Below are 21,234 nucleotides of genomic sequence, written 5' to 3'. Positions count from 1 at the left end.
TCGGGAAGACTTCAGTCTCGCTGGGGGTGGCGCCGCACCGGGGCGGGGCGGATCATCCGCTGATGATCCTGCCCCGCACGGCGCCGTCTAGCCGTCGTTCTTCTCGCTCGTCAGGTGGAACCCGCGGCGGAGGCGGCCCTACTTCTGGCAGGGGGTCCGGCTCAGGCCTGGCCACCCTTGCCCTCGTCGACGATCTCGGCGTCCACCACGTCGTCGTCGGCACCGCCGCCCGGGGCGCCGGCGGACTCCCCGCCCGGAGCACCGGCCGCCTCACCGGAGGCCTGCGCCTGCTGGTAGAGCGCGGCGCCGAGCTTCTGGCTGGTGGTCGCCAGCTTCTCCGAAGCCGAGCGGATGGTCGCGGAGTCCTCGCTCTTGAGGGCTTCCCTGGTCTCGCCGATGGCGGCGTCGACCTCGGACTTCACGTCGGCCGGAACCTTGTCCTCGTTGTCCTTGAGGAACTTCTCGGTCGAGTAGACCAGCGACTCGGCCTGGTTGCGGACCTCGGCGGCCTCGCGGCGGCTGTGGTCCTCGTCGGCGTACTGCTCGGCCTCGCGCATCATGCGGTCGATCTCGTCCTTCGGCAGCGCCGAGCCGCCGGTGATGACCATCGACTGCACCTTGCCGGTGCCCAGGTCCTTCGCCGAGACGTTCACGATGCCGTTGGCGTCGATGTCGAAGGTGACCTCGATCTGCGGCAGCCCGCGCGGCGCCGGCGGCAGGCCGGTCAGCTCGAACATGCCCAGCCGCTTGTTGTACGCCGCGATCTCGCGCTCGCCCTGGTAGACCTGGATCTGCACCGAGGGCTGGTTGTCCTCGGCGGTGGTGAAGGTCTCCGAGCGCTTGGTCGGGATCGTGGTGTTCTTCTCGATCAGCTTGGTCATGATGCCGCCCTTGGTCTCGATGCCCAGGGACAGCGGGGTGACGTCCAGCAGCAGGACGTCCTTCACCTCGCCCTTGAGGACACCGGCCTGCAGCGCGGCGCCGACGGCCACGACCTCGTCGGGGTTGACGCCCTTGTTGGGCTCCTTGCCGCCGGTCAGCTCCCGGACCAGGTCGGCCACGGCCGGCATGCGGGTCGAGCCGCCGACCAGCACCACGTGCTCGATCGCGCTCAGGGCCACCCCGGCGTCCTTGATGACCTGGTGGAACGGCGTCTTGCAGCGGTCCAGCAGGTCCGAGGTCAGCTGCTGGAACTGCGAGCGCGTGAGCTTCTCGTCCAGGTGCAGCGGGCCCTCGGCGGAGGCGGTGATGTAGGGCAGGTTGATCGAGGTCTCGGTCGAGCTGGACAGCTCGATCTTCGCCTTCTCGCCGGCCTCGCGCAGACGCTGCATGGCCATCTTGTCCTTGGACAGGTCCACGCCGTGCGCGTTCTTGAACTGGGTGACCAGCCACTCCACGACCGCGTTGTCCCAGTCGTCGCCGCCGAGGTGGTTGTCGCCGTTGGTGGCCTTCACCTCGATGGTGGAGAAGCCGTCGTCGTCCTTGCCGACTTCCAGCAGCGAGACGTCGAAGGTGCCGCCGCCGAGGTCGAAGACCAGGATGGTCTGGTCGCCCTCGCCCTTGTCCAGGCCGTAGGCCAGGGCCGCGGCGGTGGGCTCGTTGACGATGCGCAGGACGTTCAGGCCCGCGATCTCGCCGGCCTCCTTGGTGGCCTGGCGCTCGGAGTCGGAGAAGTAGGCCGGGACGGTGATGACCGCGTCGGTGACCTTCTCGGACAGGTAGGACTCGGCGTCGCGCTTGAGCTTCTGCAGGATGAACGCGGAGATCTGCTGCGGCGTGAAGTTCTTCTCGTCGATGCCGATCTTCCAGTCGGTGCCCATGTGGCGCTTGACCGACCGGATGGTGCGCTCCACGTTGGTGACGGCCTGGCGCTTGGCGACCTCGCCGACCAGCACCTCGCCGTTCTTGGCGAAGGCGACCACGGACGGCGTCGTCCGGGAGCCCTCGGCGTTGGTGATGACGGTGGGCTCGCCACCTTCCAGGACGCAGACGACGGAGTTCGTCGTCCCGAGGTCGATGCCGACCGGACGTGCCATGGGGATTCCTCCGCGAAAGACGTTTCGTTGTCGCTGCCACGTGTCCGAATGCGTTGTGCGGTGGGGAGGCCCGCGGCAGGTTGAGTCGAGTTCGCTCAATGATGCACGGTGAGGGCACTCGAAGTCAAAAGGTTGCGCGGACCCCGCTCAACTTTGCTGCGCAAAGTGCGGGTGACCTGCGCGGATGTCGACAAAATGCTCAAGGTCCCGCGCCGCCCGGACGGCCGTGCGAGCGGCCCGTCAAGGTGCACAGTACCGAGCGGCGTCTTACCGTCGGCATAGGGGGGCGGTGGAAGGAGCCTGAAACATGCGGAACCTGCTCGGCAGCCTGCTCGCGATCATCGGCGCGGCGGCCACCCTCGTCAGTCCCTGGCAGGCCTGGTACAACAACCGGCACGGCAGCAGCTACAAGTTCTACGAGGTCTTCGGATCCGGCGTGACGCTTTCCGGGTCCGGGATCATGGACTCGGTCTTCCTGGTCTTCCTCATCACGGCGGTGCTGGCGGTAGCCGGGGTCGTGCTGCGCTCGCGGGCCCTGGTGGGTGCCGCCGGCGTGATCGCGTTCGGCTTCACCATCCTGTGGATGGTGCGCCAGGGACAGGCCGCCGGCGAGCTGACCGTCACCGGCGCCAACAACCGCGGGCTGGGCTCCGGCGTGGCCTACGCGTTCGGCGGCGGACTGTTGATGATCATCGGCTCGCTGATGATGACCGGCCGCACGAGGCGGACCGTGGTGGCTGAGCCGGCAAGGACGAAGACAGCGGACCAAGCCATGTACGGCACGGCCGCGACGACGTCGGCGCCGCCGGCGATCACGACGACCGCCCCGGCGGACAAGAACCCGGTGCCGCCGGCTGCGGCTCCGGCTGCGACGCCCGCTCAGACGTCGGCCTCCGCGGCGCCCACAGCGTCCGAACGCACCGGCACGGAGCGGCTCAGCAAGGAGGAGCGCCAGATGCTCGGCCTGGACGAGGACGCCTCCGCGGAGCCCAAGAAGCAGAACTAGGAATGTCGCTCGTGGCTCCAGCGCACGTCTGAGCGATGTTTCACGGGAAACCGCGCCGGAGCCTCACCCGGCGGCTGACGGAGTCGTACCCGCCGGCGCGGTGAAGCCCTGGTTCAGGAAGGTGATCACCTTCGGGAAAGAGTCGGTCACGAAGTCGTAGGTGTGCCCGCCGGGTTCGAGGTGCCAGGACAGGTCCACGCCGCAGTTGCAGTCGTCGAGACGCTTAGCGAACTCGGACGCCTCACCCTGGATCAGCGGGTCGGGATCTTGCTGGTCCTCCAGCAGCAGCACGCGCTTGCCGGCCGCCTTCTGGACCATGTCGTCCGGCGTGTTGGCGGCCTCGATCTTGCTGTCGGAGCCGAACATCCCGTCCGGGTCGTCGACACGGAAGTAGCCGGCCATCGAGGCGAACTGGTCGAACAGGTCCGGATGCCGCAGGGTCAGGTTGGCCGCGCCGTAGCCGCCCATCGAGAACCCGACGATGGCGCGCATGCCGGCCGGCCGCGGCGTCTTGCCCTCGACCGCCGGGATCACGTCCTTGATCATGTAGGTTTCGACCATGTCCTTGCCGTCCACGGCGTCGGCCCACTCGGTGTCGTTGTGCGCGGTGCCCTCGCCGGTCGGCGCCGCCACGATGAACGGCTGCTCACCGCCGCTGGTGAACGCCTTGTCCAGCACAGCCTTGACCGCGTCCATGATGCGGTCCGGCTCACCGGGCACCCCGTGTAGGAGGTAGACCACCGGCAGCACGACGTTCGCCGGCACCGCGGGCCGGTAGACGAAGACCGGGCGCGAGGGCCAGTCGTCGTCCGACGACGCCACCTTCAGCTCGGTGACCTTGCCCGGCCCGGTGGCCTTGGGCAGCGACGGACGCGGGCTGGCCGGCACGCTCGGCTTCCCGCCGGGCGCCGAGTTGGTGGTGGCCGACGGGTCGTCGGTGGCGTCGGACAGCGGACCGGTTGGCGGAGCGACCACGCTGGCGTCGTCGGTGACCTGGTGCTTGCCGAGGTGGTGGGTGGCATAGCCGAACGCCACGCCGGAGCCCACGACCAGGGCGGTGCTTATGACGAACAGGGCGACAGCCCGCAAAGGCGAACGCCGGCTGCGTTTGGGCGCGCGACGATGGCCTCTCGCGCTCGCCGCCATAACCCGTCCGCCTCCCCGCGCCCCGCGCTGCAGCGCTGTCGCGTCTTGTCCCCCTGACGGGCGACACACCGGATGTCCACTGGTTCATTCGAGGCTAGTCAGTCCACATAAAGCGCAGGTTAAGGATGATCGGCAATGTAGAGTGCGCGCATGCCCGGGACATCGGGGCCACTCCAGGCGCTGTTTCTGCGGTTCGGACTGCCGGCACCGACCGCTTTCCGGCCTGTCGACAGCGGACTTCTCAATCGGTCATATCAGATCACTTCCGCCGATCGCCGCTACTTCCTGAAGCACTATCTGCCCTGGCGCGGAATCGGCTCCGGACTCCCGGACGCGTACGGTCGCAGGCGCTCCGCAGCGCAGACACTCCGGTGGCAACACGAAGCCGTGATCCGATTACAGGCGGCGGGTCTCCCCGCAGTCGCCCCGCTCAGGGATGTGCACGGCCGTACGGTCGCCTATGTGCGGGGACGCCCTTTTGCAGTATTCCCCTGGAACGACGGCGTGCACCGTCACGGCAGACATATGCACGATATCGACGCGCGCTGCTTGGGCACCACGCTCGCCGACGTCCACACCGGACTGGCGCGCGTTCTCCCCCAAGTCCCGCAGCCGCTGTTCGTCCCCACTGCCTCCGAGCGCCGCGCCGTCGCCGAGGCCGAGCAGCTGCTCGCGGTGGTCGACAGCGGTCCGGGCCGGGACGAGATGGACTTGCTCTCCGCACACCGATTACGGGAGCGCTTAGCGCTCATCCCCGAAGTCGCGCACCTCCGGCCCGCGCCGGACGCCGTCGCGACTGTCGGCTACATCCACGGCGACTTCCACGCCGGGAACGTCATGTGGTCGGCCCTGGAGCCCGGAAGCCGGGTGACAGCGATCGTCGACTGGGAGAAGACGGCCGTCGCGCCGTGTGGGGACGAAGTAGTGAGCACCGCTTTGGTGTTCTTCACCGGGGACTACTCAGGTCAGCTCGACCTGGATCTGGTGCGTGCGTTCATCGGTGGCTACGCCGCGGCCCGTCCGCAATTCTCCGAGCAGGAGCTCGCAGACTCCGTACGCCGCGTCTGGTGGGAACGCCTCACCGACTTCTGGATCCTGACGTGGCACTACCACCACGCCGACCACCGCGCGGACTCGCTGTTCCCCGCCACCGCGGCACTGGTGCCGTGGTGGACGGAGAACTACGCAAAGGTCTTGGACGCCTTCCTGGAAGGCGCCGCGGCGGCTACAGGTACGGTCCCGCGCCGCTGATCCGGCCCGGCTGCTCGCCGTCGGCCATGCCGGGCGGCACAGAGCCGGGCGGCAAAGCGCGCCGGATCTGCTCCAGCTGCGCCCGCGCCGCCATCTGCTGCGCGAACAGAGCGGTCTGGATGCCGTGGAACAGCCCTTCCAGCCAGCCGACTAACTGCGCCTGGGCGATGCGCAGCTCGGACTCGCTGGGGACCTCGTCCTCGGCGAACGGGAGCGACAGCCGCTCCAGCTCCGCGACCAGTTCCGGCGCCAGACCCTTCTCCAGCTCGGCGATCGAGGAGCGGTGGATCTCGCGCAGGCGGGCCCGGGAGGCCTCGTCCAGAGGCGCCGCCCGCACTTCCTCCAGCAGCTGCTTGATCATCGAGCCGATGCGCATCACCTTGGCGGGCTGCTCGACCATCTCGGCGACGTTCATCGGGTTCTCGCCGGACTCGTCGTCCCCGCGCGCGCCGGCGGCGTCGGCCGGCACCACGATGACCCGGCCGGCCAGATCGCCGTCGTGATCGGCGTCGGGGTCGTTGTTCAGGCTCATGTTCATGGCTCCGAAGATGTCGCCGTTCAATCCCGTCATGTATCCGTCCCTCGATTAGCTGCTGCTGCCGCGTACCGTCGCCACGTCGAGCACGACCTTGCCGACGTGCCCGCTGTCCTCGACCACCCGGTGGGCCTCGGCCGCCCGGTCGACCGGCAGCACCCGGTCCACGACCACCCGGAAGCGGCCCTGTTCGATCAGCGGCCACACGGCGTCCCGCGCCGCCGCGACGATCCGCGCCTTCTCTTCTGACGGCCGCGCACGCAGTGTGGTTGCACTGATGCCGGCCCGCTTGCGCAGCAGGGTGTTCAGATTCACCTCGCCGGTGACCCCGCCCTGCAAACCGATGATCACCAGCCGGCCGTCCACCGCCAGCGCCTGGACGTTGCGGTCCAGGTAGACGGCGCCCATGTTGTCGAGGATCACATCCACGCCTTGGCCGTCGGTGACCTCGGCAACCCTCTCCACGAAATCCTCGTCGCGGTAGTTCACCCCGACGTCGGCGCCGAGGTCCCGGCAGGCGCGGAGCTTGGCCGCGGTGCCGGCGGTGACGATCACCCGTGCCCCGAGCTGGTGCGCGAGCTGGATCGCGGTGGTCCCGATGCCGCTGGAGCCGCCGTGGACCAGCAGCGTCTGCCCGGCTTGGAGCCCGGCGAGCATGAAGACGTTCGACCAGACGGTGCACACCGTCTCCATCAGACCGCCGGCGGCCAGCGCGCTCAGGCCCTTCGGCAGCGGCGCGACCTGCCCGGCGGGCACCGCGACCAGCTCGGCGTACCCGCCGCCGGTCAGCAGCGCCACGACCTCGTCGCCCGGCACGAACCCGCTCACTCCGGCGCCGACCTCGACGACCCGTCCGGAGCACTCCAGCCCTGGATAGGACGAGGCTCCCGGAGGGGGCGTGTAGAAACCTCTGCGCTGCAAGATGTCCGCGCGGTTCACCGCGGTCGCGGCGACCTGGATCAGCACCTCGCCGGCCGCGACGACCGGATCGGGCACCTCGGTCCACACCAACTGCTCCGGTCCGCCCGGCTCGGCGATCGTGATGGCGCGCATGACTTCACCCTAGCGAGACCTGTGAGCAAGAGGTGGATCGAGCCCGCAGAGCGGCTCCGGGCGGTACCGATGACCACCGCTGAGACCCCTGTGCAGAGTGAGGCGCCGTAGATCCCCCATTCGGTCGACAGCGAGTAAAAACCGGCCAGTAGCCCTTGGCATCGCCCTTTATCGGTCGTAGAAAGAAAGCAAGGCCCGGCGACCTCCCAACTCAAAGAGAAGGAATGGTTTGGCACAAGGCCGCTCGACCTCGACATCGTTTTGGGAACCCACGCAAAGACCGACCCCTTAAGGGGCCAGCCAGCCAGGCAGACGGAGAGTAACAGCTAGGACCTGGAAGGCGACTACGGAAAACAGACGCTTGTTAACCCGATCCCGGTGTCCCTCATAACAGCGGTGCCGCTTGCGCAGCGGCACCGCTGACCTATTCTCCGCGGGGATTACTGCGATTCCGCAGCGGCTGCCACAAGTGCGCCGGCGAGTTTGCGCGCCGCGTCGTCGTCAAGTGGCCGATGGCCGACCAGACCGCGATACCAGAGCAGGCCGTAGGCCAGATCCGTGAGGAAGTCGAGATCCGCGTCGGCGGCGACCTCGGCGCGGGCCGACCCGCGTTCCAGCAGGACCCGCAGGGTCGCGCGGCGGCTGGCCAGGAAGTCGTGGAAGGGGCGCGCCGACTCGGGATTCTCGATCGAGGCGACCATCATGCTTTTCAGCTCACTGATCACCTTCGGGTCCTCGGACTGCCGGAAGGTGGTCTCGAAGAACTCCCGCAAATCGGCCGCCAGCGTACCGGTGTCGGGCAGCGGGATGGTGTGCTGCGCGCGCGTCCCCACCGCCTCGGCGATGACCGCGGCCTTCGAGGGCCACCAGCGGTAGACGGTCTGCTTGCCGACTCCCGCGTCGCGGGCCAGGCGCTCGATCGTGAAGCCCTCGTAGCCGACCTCCTGCAGCAGACCGATCGCGGCGTCGATGATCGCCTCACGGGCCGCCTCGTTGCGGCGTCTTCCGGTGTGGGGGCGCTCCATGCCGAGCAGCCTAGCGGAGTTGTCTAGACGCGGCGTCTCGGTAATAATTGTCGAGACGGATCGTTTCGACAAAGAACCATCACGGAGGGGACGGGTATGTCCGCCCAGGGGAAGTTCACCGGTAAGACCGTTTACGTCATCGGCGCCAGCCACGGCATCGGCGAGGGGATCGCCGCCGCGTTCGCCGGCGGAGGTGCCGATGTCCTGATCACCGGCCGCGCCAAGGAGCGCCTCGACGCCGCCGCCGAGCGGATCGGCCACCCGGTGCGGGTGGTCCAGTCCGACGCGACCCGCCAGGAGGACGTGGACGCGCTGTTCGCCGCGGCGGACACGAAGATCGACCACCTCGTCCTGGCGGTCAGCGGCGGCATGGCCGGGCTGGGCCCGCTGGCCGAGCTCACCGACGAGGCGCTGCGCGAAGGCTTCGAGAGCAAGGTGTTCGCGCAGTTCAGGGTACTGAAGGCGGCGCTGCCGCACCTCGCCCCGGACGCCTCGGTGACCTTCATCGGCGCCGGCAGCTCGCGCGCCGCGTTCCCGGGCACCACCGCCTTGGCGGCAGCCAACGGCGCGCTGGACGCCGCGGTCCGCCCGCTGGCTGCGGAGCTGGCACCGGTTCGGGTGAACGCGGTCTCCCCCGGCGTGATCGACACCGCCTGGTGGCACCCGCTGGGTGAGAACCGCGACGGGTTCATGGAGCAGCAGGCTGCCGCGACCCCTGTGGGACGCGTCGGGCAGCCGCAGGACATCGCCGAAGCGGTGCTGTTCCTGGCCGGGAACGGCTTCACGACCGGCGTGGTACTGGACGTGAACGGCGGGACCACGCTGGCCAGGGGCTGACGCAGAACACGAACGGCGGGGCGCGTCCGGCGCGCCCCGCCGTGTCGGCTTTTCCGTTACCCGGAGCGGCTTCCGGTCAGCCGCGCATGATCGCTTCGCACACCGCCAGCGACTCGCGCGCGCCGAGCTCGACCGCTTCCGCATACAGCCCGAGCCAGGTCGCCAACCCCTCCTCGGTGCCGGTCGCGTAGTCGCGCGCGGCGTCCAGATACTTCTCGACGCCGACGTCCACATGCCCGGCCTCGACCACCGCCAGCGACTGCGGGTCCAGGCCGCGGTCGGCGAGGATCAGCCGGGACGCCGCGCGGGCCAGCAGGCCGTCGCCCCAGCCGAACGGCTCGTTCACCAGCAGCTCGGCGTGTACCGCCGCCGCGACCACCACGGCCGGCACCTCGGCGGCGGCCGGGTCGCGCAGCTCGTTGGCGAGGGTGGTCAAGGTGACCGCGGCCTCCGGGCCGCTCGGCCGTCCGACCCGGTCCTGGTCAAGGTGACCGGCGGCGGCGAGCAGGTGCATCCGCGACAGCGCCTGGATCGGGGAGCGCTTCCAGACCGGGGCGAGCGTGCCGAGCTCGCCGGAGATCCGCAGCGCGCCGCGCAGGAGTCCGGAACCGTCCTCGTCGCCGAGGTCGGTGCGGCGGCGCACCTCCTCCAGCGGCCAGTCGGTACCGGCCTCGCTCAGCGAGCCGAGGGCGGCCGAAGCGCGGGCGCCGCGCAGCTGCGACTCGGCGGTGACGCGCGCCGACTGGCTGCGCAGGACCTTGTGCCGGCGCACGCGGTCCACGGCCTCGCGGGCGGTGTCCGCCGCCTCGGCGGCGTTCGGAGCGGCGGCCAGGCGCTGGATCGGGGAGCGGGTGTCCATGCCCGGGACTCTACCTACCGCCCGGTAGCGGGGCTGCCACCCGATCGGAGGACGCATGGTTGACGCGCCGAGCCGCGGCGGTCGAGACTCGGCGCGTACCGTTTTAATGAAAACGGTTGTCATCAAGCGCGGACCTCCCCGGTGGAGGTCCGCGACCCACTCCAGCTCCCAGCGCAAGGAGGTCCCGGCATGCGCATCGCCCTGGTCGGCAAAGGCGGCAGCGGCAAGACCACGGTCTCGGCCCTCCTGATCCGGCACCTGGCCGCCGGCGGCCGTCCGGTGCTCGCCGTGGACGCCGACATCAACCAGCACCTCGGCGGAGCGCTCGGCCTTTCCGAGGAGCAAGCCGCCGCGCTGAGCCCGATGGCGGCGCATCTGCCGGCGATCAAGGACTATCTGCGCGGCGAGAACCCGCTGATCTCCGGCACCGAGGCCATGGTGAAGACCACGCCGCCGGGACGCGGCTCGCGCCTGCTGCGGCTGGAGGAGGAGAACGCCGTCCACAGCCTGTGCGCGACGCGGCTGCCCGGGGACATGGAGAACGTCCGGCTGATGGTGACCGGCGGCTTCGAGGAGAAGGACCTCGGCGTCTCCTGCTATCACTCCAAGATCGGCGCCGCCGAGCTCTACCTGAACCACTTGGTGGACGGCCCCGACGAGTACCTGGTGATGGACATGACCGCGGGCGCGGACGCCTTCGCCTCCGGACTGTTCACGCGCTTCGACCTGACCTGCCTCGTGGTGGAGCCGACGCGCAAGTCAGTGTCCGTCTACCAGCAGTACCGCGAGTACGCCAAGGAGTACGACGTCACGATCCGCGTGGTCGGCAACAAGGTGACCGGCCCGGACGACGTCGCTTACCTGCGCGAGCACACTGGCGCCGACCTCGTGGCCTGCCTCAGCGCCTCGCACTACGTCCGAGCGCAGGAGCAGGGCCGGGACAAGGGCTTCGACACCCTCGAGCCGGCCAACCGCACCGCTCTGGCGCGCCTTCAGCTGGAAGTGGACGCCGTGCCGCAGGACTGGGCCAAGTTCACCCGGCAGGCGGTCCACTTCCATCTGAAGAACGCGCACGCCTGGGGCGACCGCGCGACCGGTGTCGACCTCGGCGCTCAGGTCGACCCGGACTTCGTCATGGGACCGGAAGCGTTCGCGGCACAGAGCTGAACGCCGTCACCTTCCGCACCACGTCCGGGTCGGTCAGGATCCGGAAATGGCCGAGGCTGGTCCAGGTGTCGAGTTCGGCTCCGGGCCACAGCGCGGCCAGGCGGTCGCCGCTCGCCACCGGGACTTCGCGGTCGCCGAGGTCGTGGACGATCAGCAGCGGTGGCAGCGTGGTCAGGTCCGCGTCGCGCATCCGTTGCGGGATGTCGAACCTGTCCATGGATACGCCTACGCGCTTCTCCAGGACCCTGAGGAAGCCAGTACGTATCCGTTCTCTGAAGCCGAGCATCTTCGCGAACTCATAAGAGAACCCGATCGGGTCACTTACTGGCGCCACCACTACCAGCCTCCCTACGGGGAGTCCGTCAAGGACGGACAGGACGGCTGCCGCCGCACCGAAGGAGTGCGCGATCACCGCGTGCGCTTCTCCGAAACGGTCCACGGCGCTGGACAGCGCCTCTGAGAACTCCGGCAGTGTGGCGAGTCCCGGTCCGGCAAAGCTCTCCGTCGACCTGCCATGGCCGGGCGCGTCGAACGACACCACTCGGTATCCGGCCGCCAGTAGCGGTTCCACGAAGGCGTCGAGCTGCGCGGCGACACCGCCCCATCCGTGCATGAGGTAGACAAGCGGTCCATCCGCGCCCCAGACGGTTCCGTGCACCGTGCTGCGCCGCACGGTCACGGTGAAGGGCTCGCCGGCGGATACGGCGATCGGCGTCCTCGGCCGCCACGGTTTCTTGGGGACGGTGAGCCAGAGCCGCTCGGCCCAGCGCGCACCCGGACCCGGCGCGACGACTTCCAGCACCTTGAACGCGGTCCGCACGGTACCGATCCCGAGCGCCTTTTTAGCACGAACGGTCGTGCTTTTTTTGCCTGACGACGACGACACGGCCATCTGGATGACCCCTTCTAGCGGTTGGATTCGATCAATCGGGAGAACGCGCTGCGCGCCCGTTCCTCGGCCCTGGCGTCGCCGAGCAGCCGGTGCGCCTGGAAAAAGATGAGCATGATCCCGTGCAGGTCGTGAGCGAACTGCTCCGGATCGGCGTCCGCGGCGAAGAAGCCCTCGGCGATCCCGGTCCGGAACATCTGCGCCACCGAGTCGTTGAAGTCCAGGTGCATGCGGACCAGCCGGTCGCGCACCGGACCCGGCTGATCGTCGTACTCCCAGGCCGCGGAGACGAACAGGCACTCGGCGGTGCCGTCGCGCGACACCGCCAGCCAGCTCTCGAACAGCGTCGTGATCCGCTTCTCGCCGCGCGGGGCGGACAGCGCCGGCCGGACGACGTCCTCGACGAACGCCTCGCTGGCGAATTCCAGGACCTGGACCTGGAGCGTCTCCTTGGACTTGAAGTGCGCGAACAGCCCGCTCTTGGACATCCCGGCGCGCTCGGCGAGCGAGCCGATGGTGAGCGAGGCCAGCCCGGTGGAGGCCGCGACCTCGACCGCGGCTTCCAGGACCTGCCTGCGGGTTTCCTCACCCTTGCTCACACGGAGAAAAATAGCACGACCGTTCATCGAGCGCGACTCAGGCGACCGGTAACATTCGGCGACATCAAGCCGTTCGGGCCCTCGACTTCGTGTCCTGACCCGATCACACTGGGGCATGTGGCATCCAACCCCGCCACCGTCGGCATCGTGGCCGCTTTGGTCGCCCCGGCGGTCGCGGTGTCCCGCGCGGTCCAGCGGCACCGCCTCGCCGGTACGTCGGCCGAGCGCGCCGCCTATGCCGCGATGCACGCCGTCGCCCTCGCCGGGCCTCCGCTGCGCGGCGGCCTGACGCCGGACGCCACTCGCCGCGCCGCACGCCATCTGCGGCCGTTGCTCGGCACTGCGGCGCTGGCGTTCAACGACACCGAGCGAACCCTCACCTGGGACGGCGCCGGACAGCATCGGCATTCTCAGGACTCCTATGAGCTCTCCACCACTGCGCTCAAGTCCGGAAGCGTGTCCGTACTCGGTCCGGAAGAAGTGCACTGCGGCAGCGACTCCTGCATGATCCGTCACGCGGTCGTGGCTCCGATCATCCCGCCCAGCAGCATCGGAGGAATCCGCGCGGACGGTGGCAGTACGGCCATCGGGACGCTGTCCGTGTACAGCTCCAGCACCTCCGTGGCCCTCGTACGGGCCGTCGGCGAAGTCGCGTACTGGGTCGCCACGCAGATAGAACTCGCGGAACTCGACCGCTCACGGACCCTCCTCATGGAGACCGAGCTCAGAGCACTGCGCGCGCAGATCTCTCCGCACTTCATCTACAACTCGCTCACCGCCATCGCCTCCTTTACGCGCACAGACCCGCAGCGCGCCAGGGAACTCCTCCTGGAGTTTGCGGACTTCACCCGCTACTCGTTCCGCGCACACGGCGAATTCACGACGCTCGCCGAGGAGCTGCGCTGTGTGGACCGCTACCTGTTGCTGGAACGAGCGCGCTTCGGCGAACGCCTCCAGGTGGCACTGCGCATCGCTCCTGAGGTGCTCCCGGTAGAGGTTCCCTTCCTATGCGTTCAGCCCATAGTGGAGAACGCAGTACGGCACGGCTTGGAAGGCAAGCCCGGTCCCGGACACGTCACCATCACCGCCGAACCGACGCGCCACGACTACCGCATCACCGTCGCGGACGACGGCGTCGGGATCACCCCGGACATCCTGCGCGACGCCCTCGCACCCGCGGAGCCCGGCACGCGGACCTCGGTCGGACTGTCCAACGTCCACGAAAGGCTCCGCGCGGTCTACGGAACCGCATACGGCTTGGCGATCGAATCAGAACCCGGAGCGGGTACCACAGTGGTGATCCGGGTCCCCAAGAAGTAGCACCAACCAGAGGGCAGAGCGCATGACGATCGCAACGCCGACCGGCCTGCGCGTGCTGGTCGTCGATGACGAACCCCCAGCCGTCGCCGAACTCGCCTACCTCCTGTCCCGCGACCCTCGCGTCTCCTCCGTACGGACCGCTACCGACGGAGAGGACGCACTGCGGGTCCTGAAGAACTCTCCTGTAGACGCACTGTTCCTCGACATCCGTATGCCCGGCCTGGACGGTCTGGAGATAGCGGCGCTCCTGAACCAGTTCGCCACTCCGCCACAGATCGTCTTCGTGACCGCACATGAGGAGTTCGCTCTGGAGGCGTTCGACCTCCACGCCTCCGACTACATCCTCAAACCGGTACGCGCCGAACGCCTCGCGGAAGCTCTCCGCCGGATGACACCGGCATCCGCACCACCTAGGGCCCCCGAAGCGGGGCCCTACGACGTCATCCCTGTGGAGCTGGCCGGCGTCACACGCTTCATCCCGCGCCAAGAGGTCTCCTATGCGGAAGCGCAAGGCGATTACGTGCGCTTGTACACAGCCAGCAGCAGCCACCTGGTCCGCATCCCCTTGGCGGTCCTGGAGGAGCACTGGTCCGGCGCCGGCTTCGCGCGGACGCATCGCCGTTTCCTGGTTCGTGTCGACGCCGTCTCCGAGGCGCGGTGGGAGAGCGGCCACCTGACCGTCATCGTCGGCGGAGTCCCCATCCCCGTGGCGCGTCGGCACACCCGTGAAGTGCGCGAACGGCTCAGTCACCGCTGATCGCGCCACCTCGACCGCTGACCTTCCGTTGGTCAGCCGTTGAACGCTTCGCGTGGACCGTCCGTAGATCGAATCCTTATCCGCTCTGTCATGATTCGCGGGTGATCACTTACGGTGGCTCCAGGACGCGGGTACTGCCGACCTGGTCCCGCCGCGGTGATCACCCGTCAATCGGGCGTTCATCACCACGCGGCACGTTGAGCACGCCGCCCACCGAAATCGGGTCCTGGTGGGCGGCGTCTGGCGTCTCCGGGCGCCGTCCAGGTAAAAGGTCTATACCAATTGATCCGAAACCCTTGTGCTCCGGACCCTCCCTTGGTGTGCTACTGCCTGGATAAAGTGTGACCGCTGTCATAATGCATCGAACGAGGAGAGACGGTGTCGAACGAGGCCCTTTCCAACCTGCTCCGTGAGGACCGCCGGTTCGCGCCGTCCGCGGCCTTCGCCGCCGACGCGAACGTCAAGGCCGACGCGTACGCCGCGGCTGAGGCAGACCGGCTGGCGTTCTGGGACACACAGGCCTCGCGCCTGTCCTGGGACACGCCCTGGAGCGAAACACTGGACTGGTCGGGTATGCCGGTCGCCAAGTGGTTCGTCGGCGGGAAGCTGAACGTCGCCTACAACTGCGTGGACCGCCATGTGGAGGCCGGCAACGGCGACCGCGTGGCCATCCACTTCGAGGGCGAGCCCGGCGACTCCCGCGCCATCACCTATGCCGAACTCAAGGACGAGGTCTCCAAGGCCGCCAACGCGCTGACCGAGCTCGGTGTGCGCCAGGGCGACCGCGTCGCGATCTACATGCCGATGATCCCGGAAACCGCTGTAGCGATGCTCGCCTGTGCGCGCATCGGTGCGGTGCACTCCGTGGTGTTCGCAGCGTTCTCCCCCGACGCGCTGCGCGCGCGCATCGAGGACGCCGGCGCCAAGCTGCTGATCACCGCCGACGGCTACCACCGCCGCGGCGGCACGGTGAACCTGAAGGCGAACGCCGACGAGGCCGTGAACGGCGCCGAGACCATCGAGAACGTGCTGGTCGTGAAGCGCACCGGCGCGGACGTCGCCTGGGGCGATAAGGACGTCTGGTGGCACGACGCGGTGGGCGGGGCGTCCACCGAGCACACCCCTGAGGCCTTCGACAGCGAGAACCCGCTGTTCATCCTCTACACGTCCGGGACCACGGGTAAGCCCAAGGGCATCCTGCACACGACCGGCGGCTACCTGACGCAGGCTTCGTACACGCACCACGCGGTGTTCGACTTGAAGCCGGAATCCGATGTGTACTGGTGCACCGCCGACGTCGGTTGGGTCACCGGGCACTCCTACATCGTCTACGGGCCGCTCTCCAACGGCGTGACCGAGGTCATGTACGAGGGCACCCCCGACACCCCGCATCAGGGCCGCTTCTGGGAGATCATCCAGAAGTACAAGGTCAGCCTCCTGTACACCGCCCCCACCGCGATCCGCATGTTCGCCAAGTGGGGCGACGACATCCCGGCGAAGTTCGACCTCTCCTCGCTGCGCCTGCTGGGCTCGGTCGGCGAGCCGATCAACCCCGAGGCATGGATCTGGTACCGGAAGAACATCGGCGGCGACCGCACTCCGGTGGTCGACACCTGGTGGCAGACCGAGACCGGGGCGATCATGATCTCCCCGCTGCCGGGTGTCACCGAGGCCAAGCCGGGCTCGGCGATGCGGCCGTTGCCGGGCATCTCAGCCAACGTCGTGGACAAGGACGGCAACATCGTCGGCAACGGCCACGGCGGGCTGCTGGTCCTGGACAAGCCCTGGCCCTCCATGGCCCGCGGCATCTGGGGCGACCAGCAGCGCTTCATCGACACCTACTGGGCCCGCTTCGCCGAGCAGGGCTACTACTTCGCCGGCGACGGCGCCAAAAAGGACGAGGACGGCGACCTGTGGCTGCTGGGCCGCGTCGACGACATCATGCTCGTCTCCGGCCACAACATCTCCACCACCGAAGTCGAATCCGCCCTCGTGTCCTACCCGGCTGTGGCTGAGGCCGCGGTGGTCGGCGCCAAGGACGAGACCACCGGACAGCGCATCGTCGCCTTCGTCATCCTGCGCGCCGGCCAGGAGGAGACCGAGGGCTTGGACGCGGCACTGAAGGCGCACGTCTCCAAGGAGATCGGCCCGATCGCCAAGCCCAAGCAGATCCAGATCGTGCCCGAACTGCCCAAGACGCGCTCCGGCAAGATCATGCGGCGCCTGCTCAAGGACGTCGCCGAGGACCGCGTCGTCGGCGACACCACCACCCTGGCCGACTCCACGGTCATGGATCTGATCAAGGCGAAGCTGCCGCACGCCAACGAGGACTGATCCCCTCCCGCTCGGCGTGACAGACCGCCGGGTGTGCCGACCTCAGAGTCCGCACACTCGGCGGTCTGCTTTTCTCAGGAGCCGGGCACTCGCACATGGGTTCCTCATGGATCGGTAACCTGAACGGCTTAGGAGCGCCGGGAAGTCTGGTCGGCATGGGTAGTGGTCTTTCGATCACCACCCGTCCGCAGCTGAGCTCGAGCCACAAGGACGCCTTGATGACGCCCCCGGACCGCCCCGCCTCCCCGTCGCGCGTCTTCGCGCGCCTGAAGCGCATAGAGCGCAGGCATGTGGCGGCAGTGCTCCGGACCGAGACCGTCGGCGGCGCGTTGCTGATCGCCTTCGCGCTTCTCGGGCTGCTGTGGGCGAACTCTCCGTGGCGCGCCTCCTACGACACCGTCAAGAACACCGTCGTCGGACCGCACCTATGGCATCTGGACCTGTCGCTGGCGGACTGGGCTGCGGACTTCCTGCTCGCGTTCTTCTTCCTGGTCGCCGGGATCGAGCTCAAGCACGAGCTGCAAGCCGGCGAGCTGTCGAACCCGCGTGCCGCGGCATTGCCGGTCGTCTCGGCGCTGTGCGGCATGATCGTGCCGATCGGGGTCTACCTCGCGGTCAGCGCCGGACACACGAACGCCGGCGAGGGCTGGGCCGTGCCCACCGCCACGGACATCGCGTTCGCGCTGGCGGTGCTGGCCGTCGTCGGGCAGAACCTGCCGTCGGCGCTCCGTGCCTTCCTGCTGACCCTCGCGGTCGTGGACGACCTCGGTGCGATCATCATCATCGCGATCGCGTACACGGACAGCATCGACACCGGGGCGCTGGTCATCGCGGCGGTCCTGCTCCTCGCCTTCTATGTGGTGCAGCGGATGCGCATCACCAGCTTGTGGCTCAACGTGCCGCTGGGGCTGGCCATCTGGATCGCGGTGCACGCCAGCGGCGTCCACGCGACGGTGGCCGGCGTGGCAATCGGTTTGATGCTGCGCGGCCGACGTCACGGAGACAGCGATGAGGACCACGACGACGAACTCCAGTCGCCTGCCGAGAAGGTGCAGTGGCGGTTGCAGCCGTTCTCCGCGGGCTTTTGCGTCCCGGTCTTCGCGATCATGTCCGCGGGGGTCTACGTCGGCGGCAAGACGCTGGGCAGCCTGGTCAGCGACCAGATTCCGCTGGCCATCGCCGCGGGCTTGTTCATCGGCAAGGCGGTCGGGGTGTTCGGCGGTGCTTATCTGACTGCGCGCTTCACCCGTGCCGAGTTGTCCGACGAACTGCAGTGGCGCGACATCGCGGCGGTGTCCGCGCTCACCGGCGTCGGGTTCACCGTCTCGCTCCTGATCGCCGAACTCGGCTTCTCCGACAGTCCGGATGTCCTGAATCTCGCTAAGGGCGGAGTACTACTGGGTTCACTGGCATCCGCCCTCTTCGCTGTAGTACTCCTGCGCCGGAGGGATCGCTTCTACGACCAACTGTGCACTGCCGAGGAGTCGGAAGACTCAGAACTGGTGCTCGGGCGAGAATAGGCGGCGTCCCCTCCACACTGGCCGTGGAGGGGGACGCTTGTCGGGATTCGCTCAGCGAATCCGTACTAGTCGGTCAGGCGCGCGTCCGCATAGGCGGCCATCGCAGCCGCCTGGTACTCCGCGAGCCCTTCGGCGATCTTCAGATAGTTCGCCTTGAAGCGTTCGTCGTCGACGTACATCTGGCCGACGCACTTGTACGCGCTGCGGTTCGGCGTCCACCAGATGCAGATGCCCTGGTAGTGCTGGTGGACCTCGTCCTGCACCGCCGGGTCGTCGACCGGTGTCCCGGCGGCCATGAACTCCGCCATCCGGATCATCGCGGCGGTCGCCTCGCGCTGCCAGCGCTCGAGGTCCTCCTCGGTCATGGTGGCGCGCTTGGCCTGGGCCTGCTCGAACTCCTCGGGCCAGCGCTCGCGCGCCTCGTCCTCGTACTGCGACTCCTCGAACCCCTCGAAGAGGTTCTCCGGCCGGTTGATGTGCACGGACATCTGTGGCTTCCCTTCCAGCTCGGCGATGGTCCGCCGCACGGTCTCGGCGACCCGCGAGAGCCGGTCGCGCTCGACGAGCAGCCGGCCGTACTGCCGGCGCAGGGCCACGATCGTGTCCGGTTCGGAATCGATCGCCTCGGCGATCTCGGACAGGCCGAGTCCCAGCTCGCGCAGGACGAGGATCTGCTGCAGGCGCAGCAGCTGCGCCTCCTCGTAGTAGCGGTAGCCGTTGGCGCCGACGTGGTCGGGCTTGAGAAGCCCGATGTCGTCGTAGTGGCGCAGAGTTCGGGCGGTGACCCCGGACATCCGCGCCACCTGCGCGATCGACCAGCTCATAGCGGTTCCCGCCCTCCCGTCGCCCACCGCCACCCGTTATGGAGACGCTACGCGTCGCAGACCATCTGGGTGCGGCCGGACTTTCCGGCCACATTCTCGAAGGTAGAAGCTTCCGTTACGACAAGGTCAAGCCGGATTCAGGGCCGGCTGAGGATCAGCTGAAAAGCCTCGGTCGTGGTCTCGACGACCTGCTCCGGCTGCGGGTCCATGCTGCCCAGCGTGCGGCCGTGCCGGATCCAGGCGGTGTGCAGGCCCACGCCGTTGCCGCCGGCGATGTCCGAGCTCAGGGAGTCGCCGACCATCCAGCCGCCTTCCAGAGGTGCCCCGGCACGTTCGGAGGCCAGTTGGAAGATCTTCGACTCGGGCTTCCAACTGCCCTCGACGTCGGAGATGCAGACGACGTCCACGTAGGCGCGCAGCCCGACCGCGTCGATCTTGGCGTTCTGGAAGTCGCCGAACCCGTTGGTGACGATGCCGATCCGCCAGCCGGCGTCGCGCAGCGCCTCCAGGCCGTCCAGCACGCCGTCGAAGGGCTTGAGCAGGTCGACCATGCGGAATTGGTAGTCGGCCAGCAGCTCGGCCGGGTCCGCGGCCAGGCCGAAGTGCTCGACCAGGCCGCGGAAGGCGTCGTCCGGCGATCCGGTCCAGAAGATGTGCTCGTTGTCGATGAACCAGCGCACGTCAGCCGGGGAGCTGTGGGCCGCGACCAGCTCCTCGGTCCAGGCGATGAAGGCGCCCTTGGAGGAGATCAGGGTGTCGTCCAGGTCGAAGAGCGCGAGACGGGGCATGGCTCCGAGATTAACTGATCGTTCCGACGCCCAACGGAACACCGGGTTACGGGCGGTGGCGGCGGTGCTGCTCAGACCGGTCGGATCGGCGTCGCCGGACACGGCTCGGCGGCAGTCAGACCGCACTGAGCACGAGCCCGGACGTCGGGACGCCGGTACCTGCTGTGACCAGCACGTTATGGACGTCCGGGACCTGGTTCACGGCCGTTCCCCGGGCCTGGCGGACCGCCTCGGCGATGCCGTTCATGCCGTGGATGTAGGCCTCGCCGAGCTGGCCGCCGTGAGTGTTGAGCGGAAGCCGTCCGCCGATGTGGATGGCGCCGTCGCGGATGAAGTCGCGCGCCTCGCCGCGCCCGCAGAAGCCGAATTCCTCCAGCTGCGTCAGGACGAACGGAGTGAAGTGGTCGTAGATGACGGCGGTCTGGATGTCGTCCGGTCCCAGCCCGGATTGGTTCCACAGTTGCCGCGCGACAGTGCCCATCTCGGGGAGTCCGGATATGTCCTCGCGGTAGTAGCTGGTCATCATCTGTTGGTCATGCGCCGAACCCTGTGCGGCGCCCGCTATAAGGACTTCCTTCCCAGGGAGGTCACGCGCGCGCTCCGCGGAAACGACTACCAGGGCGACTCCGCCGTCTGACTCCTGGCAGCAGTCCAGCAGCCGCACCGGGTCGGCGATAAGCTTCGAGCTCTGGTGGTCAGCCAAGGTGATGGGGCGCTCGTAGAACCACGCTGCGGGGTTTGTGGCGGCGTGAGTCCGCGCCGCCACCGCGACACGCCCGAAGTCCTCCGATGTGGCTCCGTACTTGTGCATATAGCGGCGTGCGGCCATCGCGACCCAGGCTGCAGGAGTGATGAGCCCATAGGGCGAGTAGTAGCCGAAGTGCTGTGCCATCGGGGATTCGCCACGAGCCTGGATCGCGGCGTCCCCGGAGCCGAACCGCCGACCGGAGCGCTCGTTGAAGGCGCGGTAGCAGACCACGACGTCGGCGAGGCCAGCTGTGATCGCGGCAGCTGCGTGCGCGACGGTCGCACAGGCGGCGCCGCCTCCATAGTCGACGAGGGAGAAGTGCCGCAGCTCGGCGACGCCCAGTCCGCGACCCACCATGATCGAAGGGCTGGAGTCCATGGAGAACGTCACCAGACCGTCGACGTCGCGCGGCGCGATCCCGGCGTCGTCCAGTGCGGCCTTGCAAGCCTCCAGGCAGAGCTGGAGTTCACTGCGTCCGGACTCCTTGGAGAACTCCGTGGCACCGATACCGACGATCGCTGCTTCGCCCGCCAGGGACAT

At 68.4% G+C, this 21,234-nt stretch carries 19 protein-coding genes; 8 read left to right on the top strand and 11 right to left on the bottom strand.

Going from position 1 to position 21,234, the window contains the following annotated elements; genetic code table 11:
• Positions 1-161 precede the first annotated feature (161 nt).
• Positions 162-2,036, bottom strand: a complete 1,875-nt coding sequence (gene dnaK / locus CACI_RS00415) for a molecular chaperone DnaK (protein ID WP_012784331.1) — start codon at positions 2,034-2,036, stop codon at positions 162-164.
• Between the two features lie 307 nt (positions 2,037-2,343).
• On the opposite strand from dnaK, the gene CACI_RS44845 reads away from it, so the two are divergent.
• Positions 2,344-3,042, top strand: a complete 699-nt coding sequence (locus CACI_RS44845) for a hypothetical protein (RefSeq protein WP_012784330.1) — start codon at positions 2,344-2,346, stop codon at positions 3,040-3,042.
• Positions 3,043-3,105: 63 nt separating this feature from the next.
• Here the strand turns inward: CACI_RS44845 and CACI_RS00405 are convergent, their stop codons facing one another.
• Positions 3,106-4,131 (bottom strand): alpha/beta hydrolase, encoded by a 1,026-nt coding sequence (locus tag CACI_RS00405; protein ID WP_049871413.1) that lies wholly within the window; start codon positions 4,129-4,131, stop codon positions 3,106-3,108.
• Between the two features lie 207 nt (positions 4,132-4,338).
• Here CACI_RS00405 and CACI_RS44840 point away from each other — a divergent pair, with 207 nt between their 5' ends.
• Positions 4,339-5,439: a phosphotransferase enzyme family protein gene (locus CACI_RS44840; RefSeq protein WP_012784328.1), complete on the top strand. Its 1,101-nt coding sequence runs from the start codon at positions 4,339-4,341 to the stop codon at positions 5,437-5,439.
• Here the strand turns inward: CACI_RS44840 and CACI_RS00395 are convergent.
• From CACI_RS00395 to CACI_RS00385, 3 genes are all read right to left on the bottom strand, one after another.
• Entirely contained in the window at positions 5,414-5,977 is a 564-nt protein-coding gene (locus tag CACI_RS00395) for a bacterial proteasome activator family protein (protein ID WP_083796025.1), read from the bottom strand. The two genes, CACI_RS44840 and CACI_RS00395, sit on opposite strands and share 26 nt — an antisense overlap.
• A gap of 48 nt (positions 5,978-6,025) precedes the next feature.
• Positions 6,026-7,027 (bottom strand): NAD(P)H-quinone oxidoreductase, encoded by a 1,002-nt coding sequence (locus tag CACI_RS00390; protein WP_012784326.1) that lies wholly within the window; start codon positions 7,025-7,027, stop codon positions 6,026-6,028.
• A 440-nt stretch (positions 7,028-7,467) separates the two neighbouring features.
• Positions 7,468-8,052, bottom strand: coding sequence for a TetR/AcrR family transcriptional regulator (locus CACI_RS00385; RefSeq protein WP_012784325.1), 585 nt, complete (start codon positions 8,050-8,052; stop codon positions 7,468-7,470).
• Between the two features lie 96 nt (positions 8,053-8,148).
• On the opposite strand from CACI_RS00385, the gene CACI_RS00380 reads away from it, so the two are divergent.
• Positions 8,149-8,889 carry an SDR family oxidoreductase gene (locus CACI_RS00380; protein WP_012784324.1) on the top strand — a complete coding sequence of 247 codons (741 nt, stop codon included), beginning with the start codon at positions 8,149-8,151 and terminating at the stop codon, positions 8,887-8,889.
• A 76-nt stretch (positions 8,890-8,965) separates the two neighbouring features.
• On the opposite strand, the gene CACI_RS00375 is transcribed toward CACI_RS00380, so the two are convergent.
• Positions 8,966-9,748, bottom strand: a complete 783-nt coding sequence (locus CACI_RS00375; protein ID WP_012784323.1) for a hypothetical protein — start codon at positions 9,746-9,748, stop codon at positions 8,966-8,968.
• A gap of 189 nt (positions 9,749-9,937) precedes the next feature.
• Between CACI_RS00375 and CACI_RS00370 the strand changes: the two genes are divergently transcribed.
• Entirely contained in the window at positions 9,938-10,915 is a 978-nt protein-coding gene (locus CACI_RS00370; protein WP_012784322.1) for an ATP-binding protein, read from the top strand.
• On the opposite strand, the gene CACI_RS00365 is transcribed toward CACI_RS00370, so the two are convergent.
• Together CACI_RS00365 and CACI_RS00360 are read right to left on the bottom strand one after the other, a co-directional pair.
• A complete protein-coding gene (locus CACI_RS00365; RefSeq protein WP_012784321.1) occupies positions 10,881-11,807 on the bottom strand; it encodes an alpha/beta fold hydrolase in 927 nt (308 codons plus the stop codon). The two genes, CACI_RS00370 and CACI_RS00365, sit on opposite strands and share 35 nt — an antisense overlap.
• Before the next feature lie 14 nt (positions 11,808-11,821).
• Complete coding sequence (locus CACI_RS00360) at positions 11,822-12,403, bottom strand: TetR/AcrR family transcriptional regulator (protein ID WP_041539960.1); 582 nt, start codon at positions 12,401-12,403, stop codon at positions 11,822-11,824.
• 117 nt (positions 12,404-12,520) lie between these two features.
• Between CACI_RS00360 and CACI_RS00355 the strand changes: the two genes are divergently transcribed.
• The 4 genes from CACI_RS00355 to nhaA all read left to right on the top strand — a co-directional run bounded on the left by CACI_RS00355 (position 12,521) and on the right by nhaA (position 18,334).
• Complete coding sequence (locus tag CACI_RS00355) at positions 12,521-13,723, top strand: sensor histidine kinase (protein WP_012784319.1); 1,203 nt, start codon at positions 12,521-12,523, stop codon at positions 13,721-13,723.
• 22 nt (positions 13,724-13,745) lie between these two features.
• Positions 13,746-14,480 (top strand): LytR/AlgR family response regulator transcription factor, encoded by a 735-nt coding sequence (locus tag CACI_RS00350; RefSeq protein ID WP_012784318.1) that lies wholly within the window; start codon positions 13,746-13,748, stop codon positions 14,478-14,480.
• 378 nt (positions 14,481-14,858) lie between these two features.
• Complete coding sequence (acs, locus tag CACI_RS00345) at positions 14,859-16,814, top strand: acetate--CoA ligase (RefSeq protein WP_012784317.1); 1,956 nt, start codon at positions 14,859-14,861, stop codon at positions 16,812-16,814.
• Positions 16,815-16,969: 155 nt separating this feature from the next.
• On the top strand, positions 16,970-18,334 hold the full coding sequence (gene nhaA, locus CACI_RS00340) for a Na+/H+ antiporter NhaA (protein ID WP_223297419.1): 1,365 nt from the start codon (positions 16,970-16,972) through the stop codon (positions 18,332-18,334).
• A gap of 65 nt (positions 18,335-18,399) precedes the next feature.
• On the opposite strand, the gene CACI_RS00335 is transcribed toward nhaA, so the two are convergent.
• From CACI_RS00335 to CACI_RS00325, 3 genes are all read right to left on the bottom strand, one after another.
• Positions 18,400-19,158 carry a MerR family transcriptional regulator gene (locus CACI_RS00335; RefSeq protein WP_012784315.1) on the bottom strand — a complete coding sequence of 253 codons (759 nt, stop codon included), beginning with the start codon at positions 19,156-19,158 and terminating at the stop codon, positions 18,400-18,402.
• Between the two features lie 137 nt (positions 19,159-19,295).
• Positions 19,296-19,946: an HAD family hydrolase gene (locus tag CACI_RS00330; RefSeq protein ID WP_049871410.1), complete on the bottom strand. Its 651-nt coding sequence runs from the start codon at positions 19,944-19,946 to the stop codon at positions 19,296-19,298.
• Between the two features lie 115 nt (positions 19,947-20,061).
• The gene (locus tag CACI_RS00325) at positions 20,062-21,234 is read right to left on the bottom strand and encodes a lipid-transfer protein (RefSeq protein ID WP_012784313.1); all 1,173 of its coding nucleotides are present in this window, start codon (positions 21,232-21,234) and stop codon (positions 20,062-20,064) included.

It is taken from the genome of Catenulispora acidiphila DSM 44928 (assembly GCF_000024025.1).
Taxonomy (GTDB): domain Bacteria; phylum Actinomycetota; class Actinomycetes; order Streptomycetales; family Catenulisporaceae; genus Catenulispora; species Catenulispora acidiphila.
Note: the sequence above shows the minus strand (reverse complement) of the source record. Positions and strands in the feature narration are given on the sequence as shown.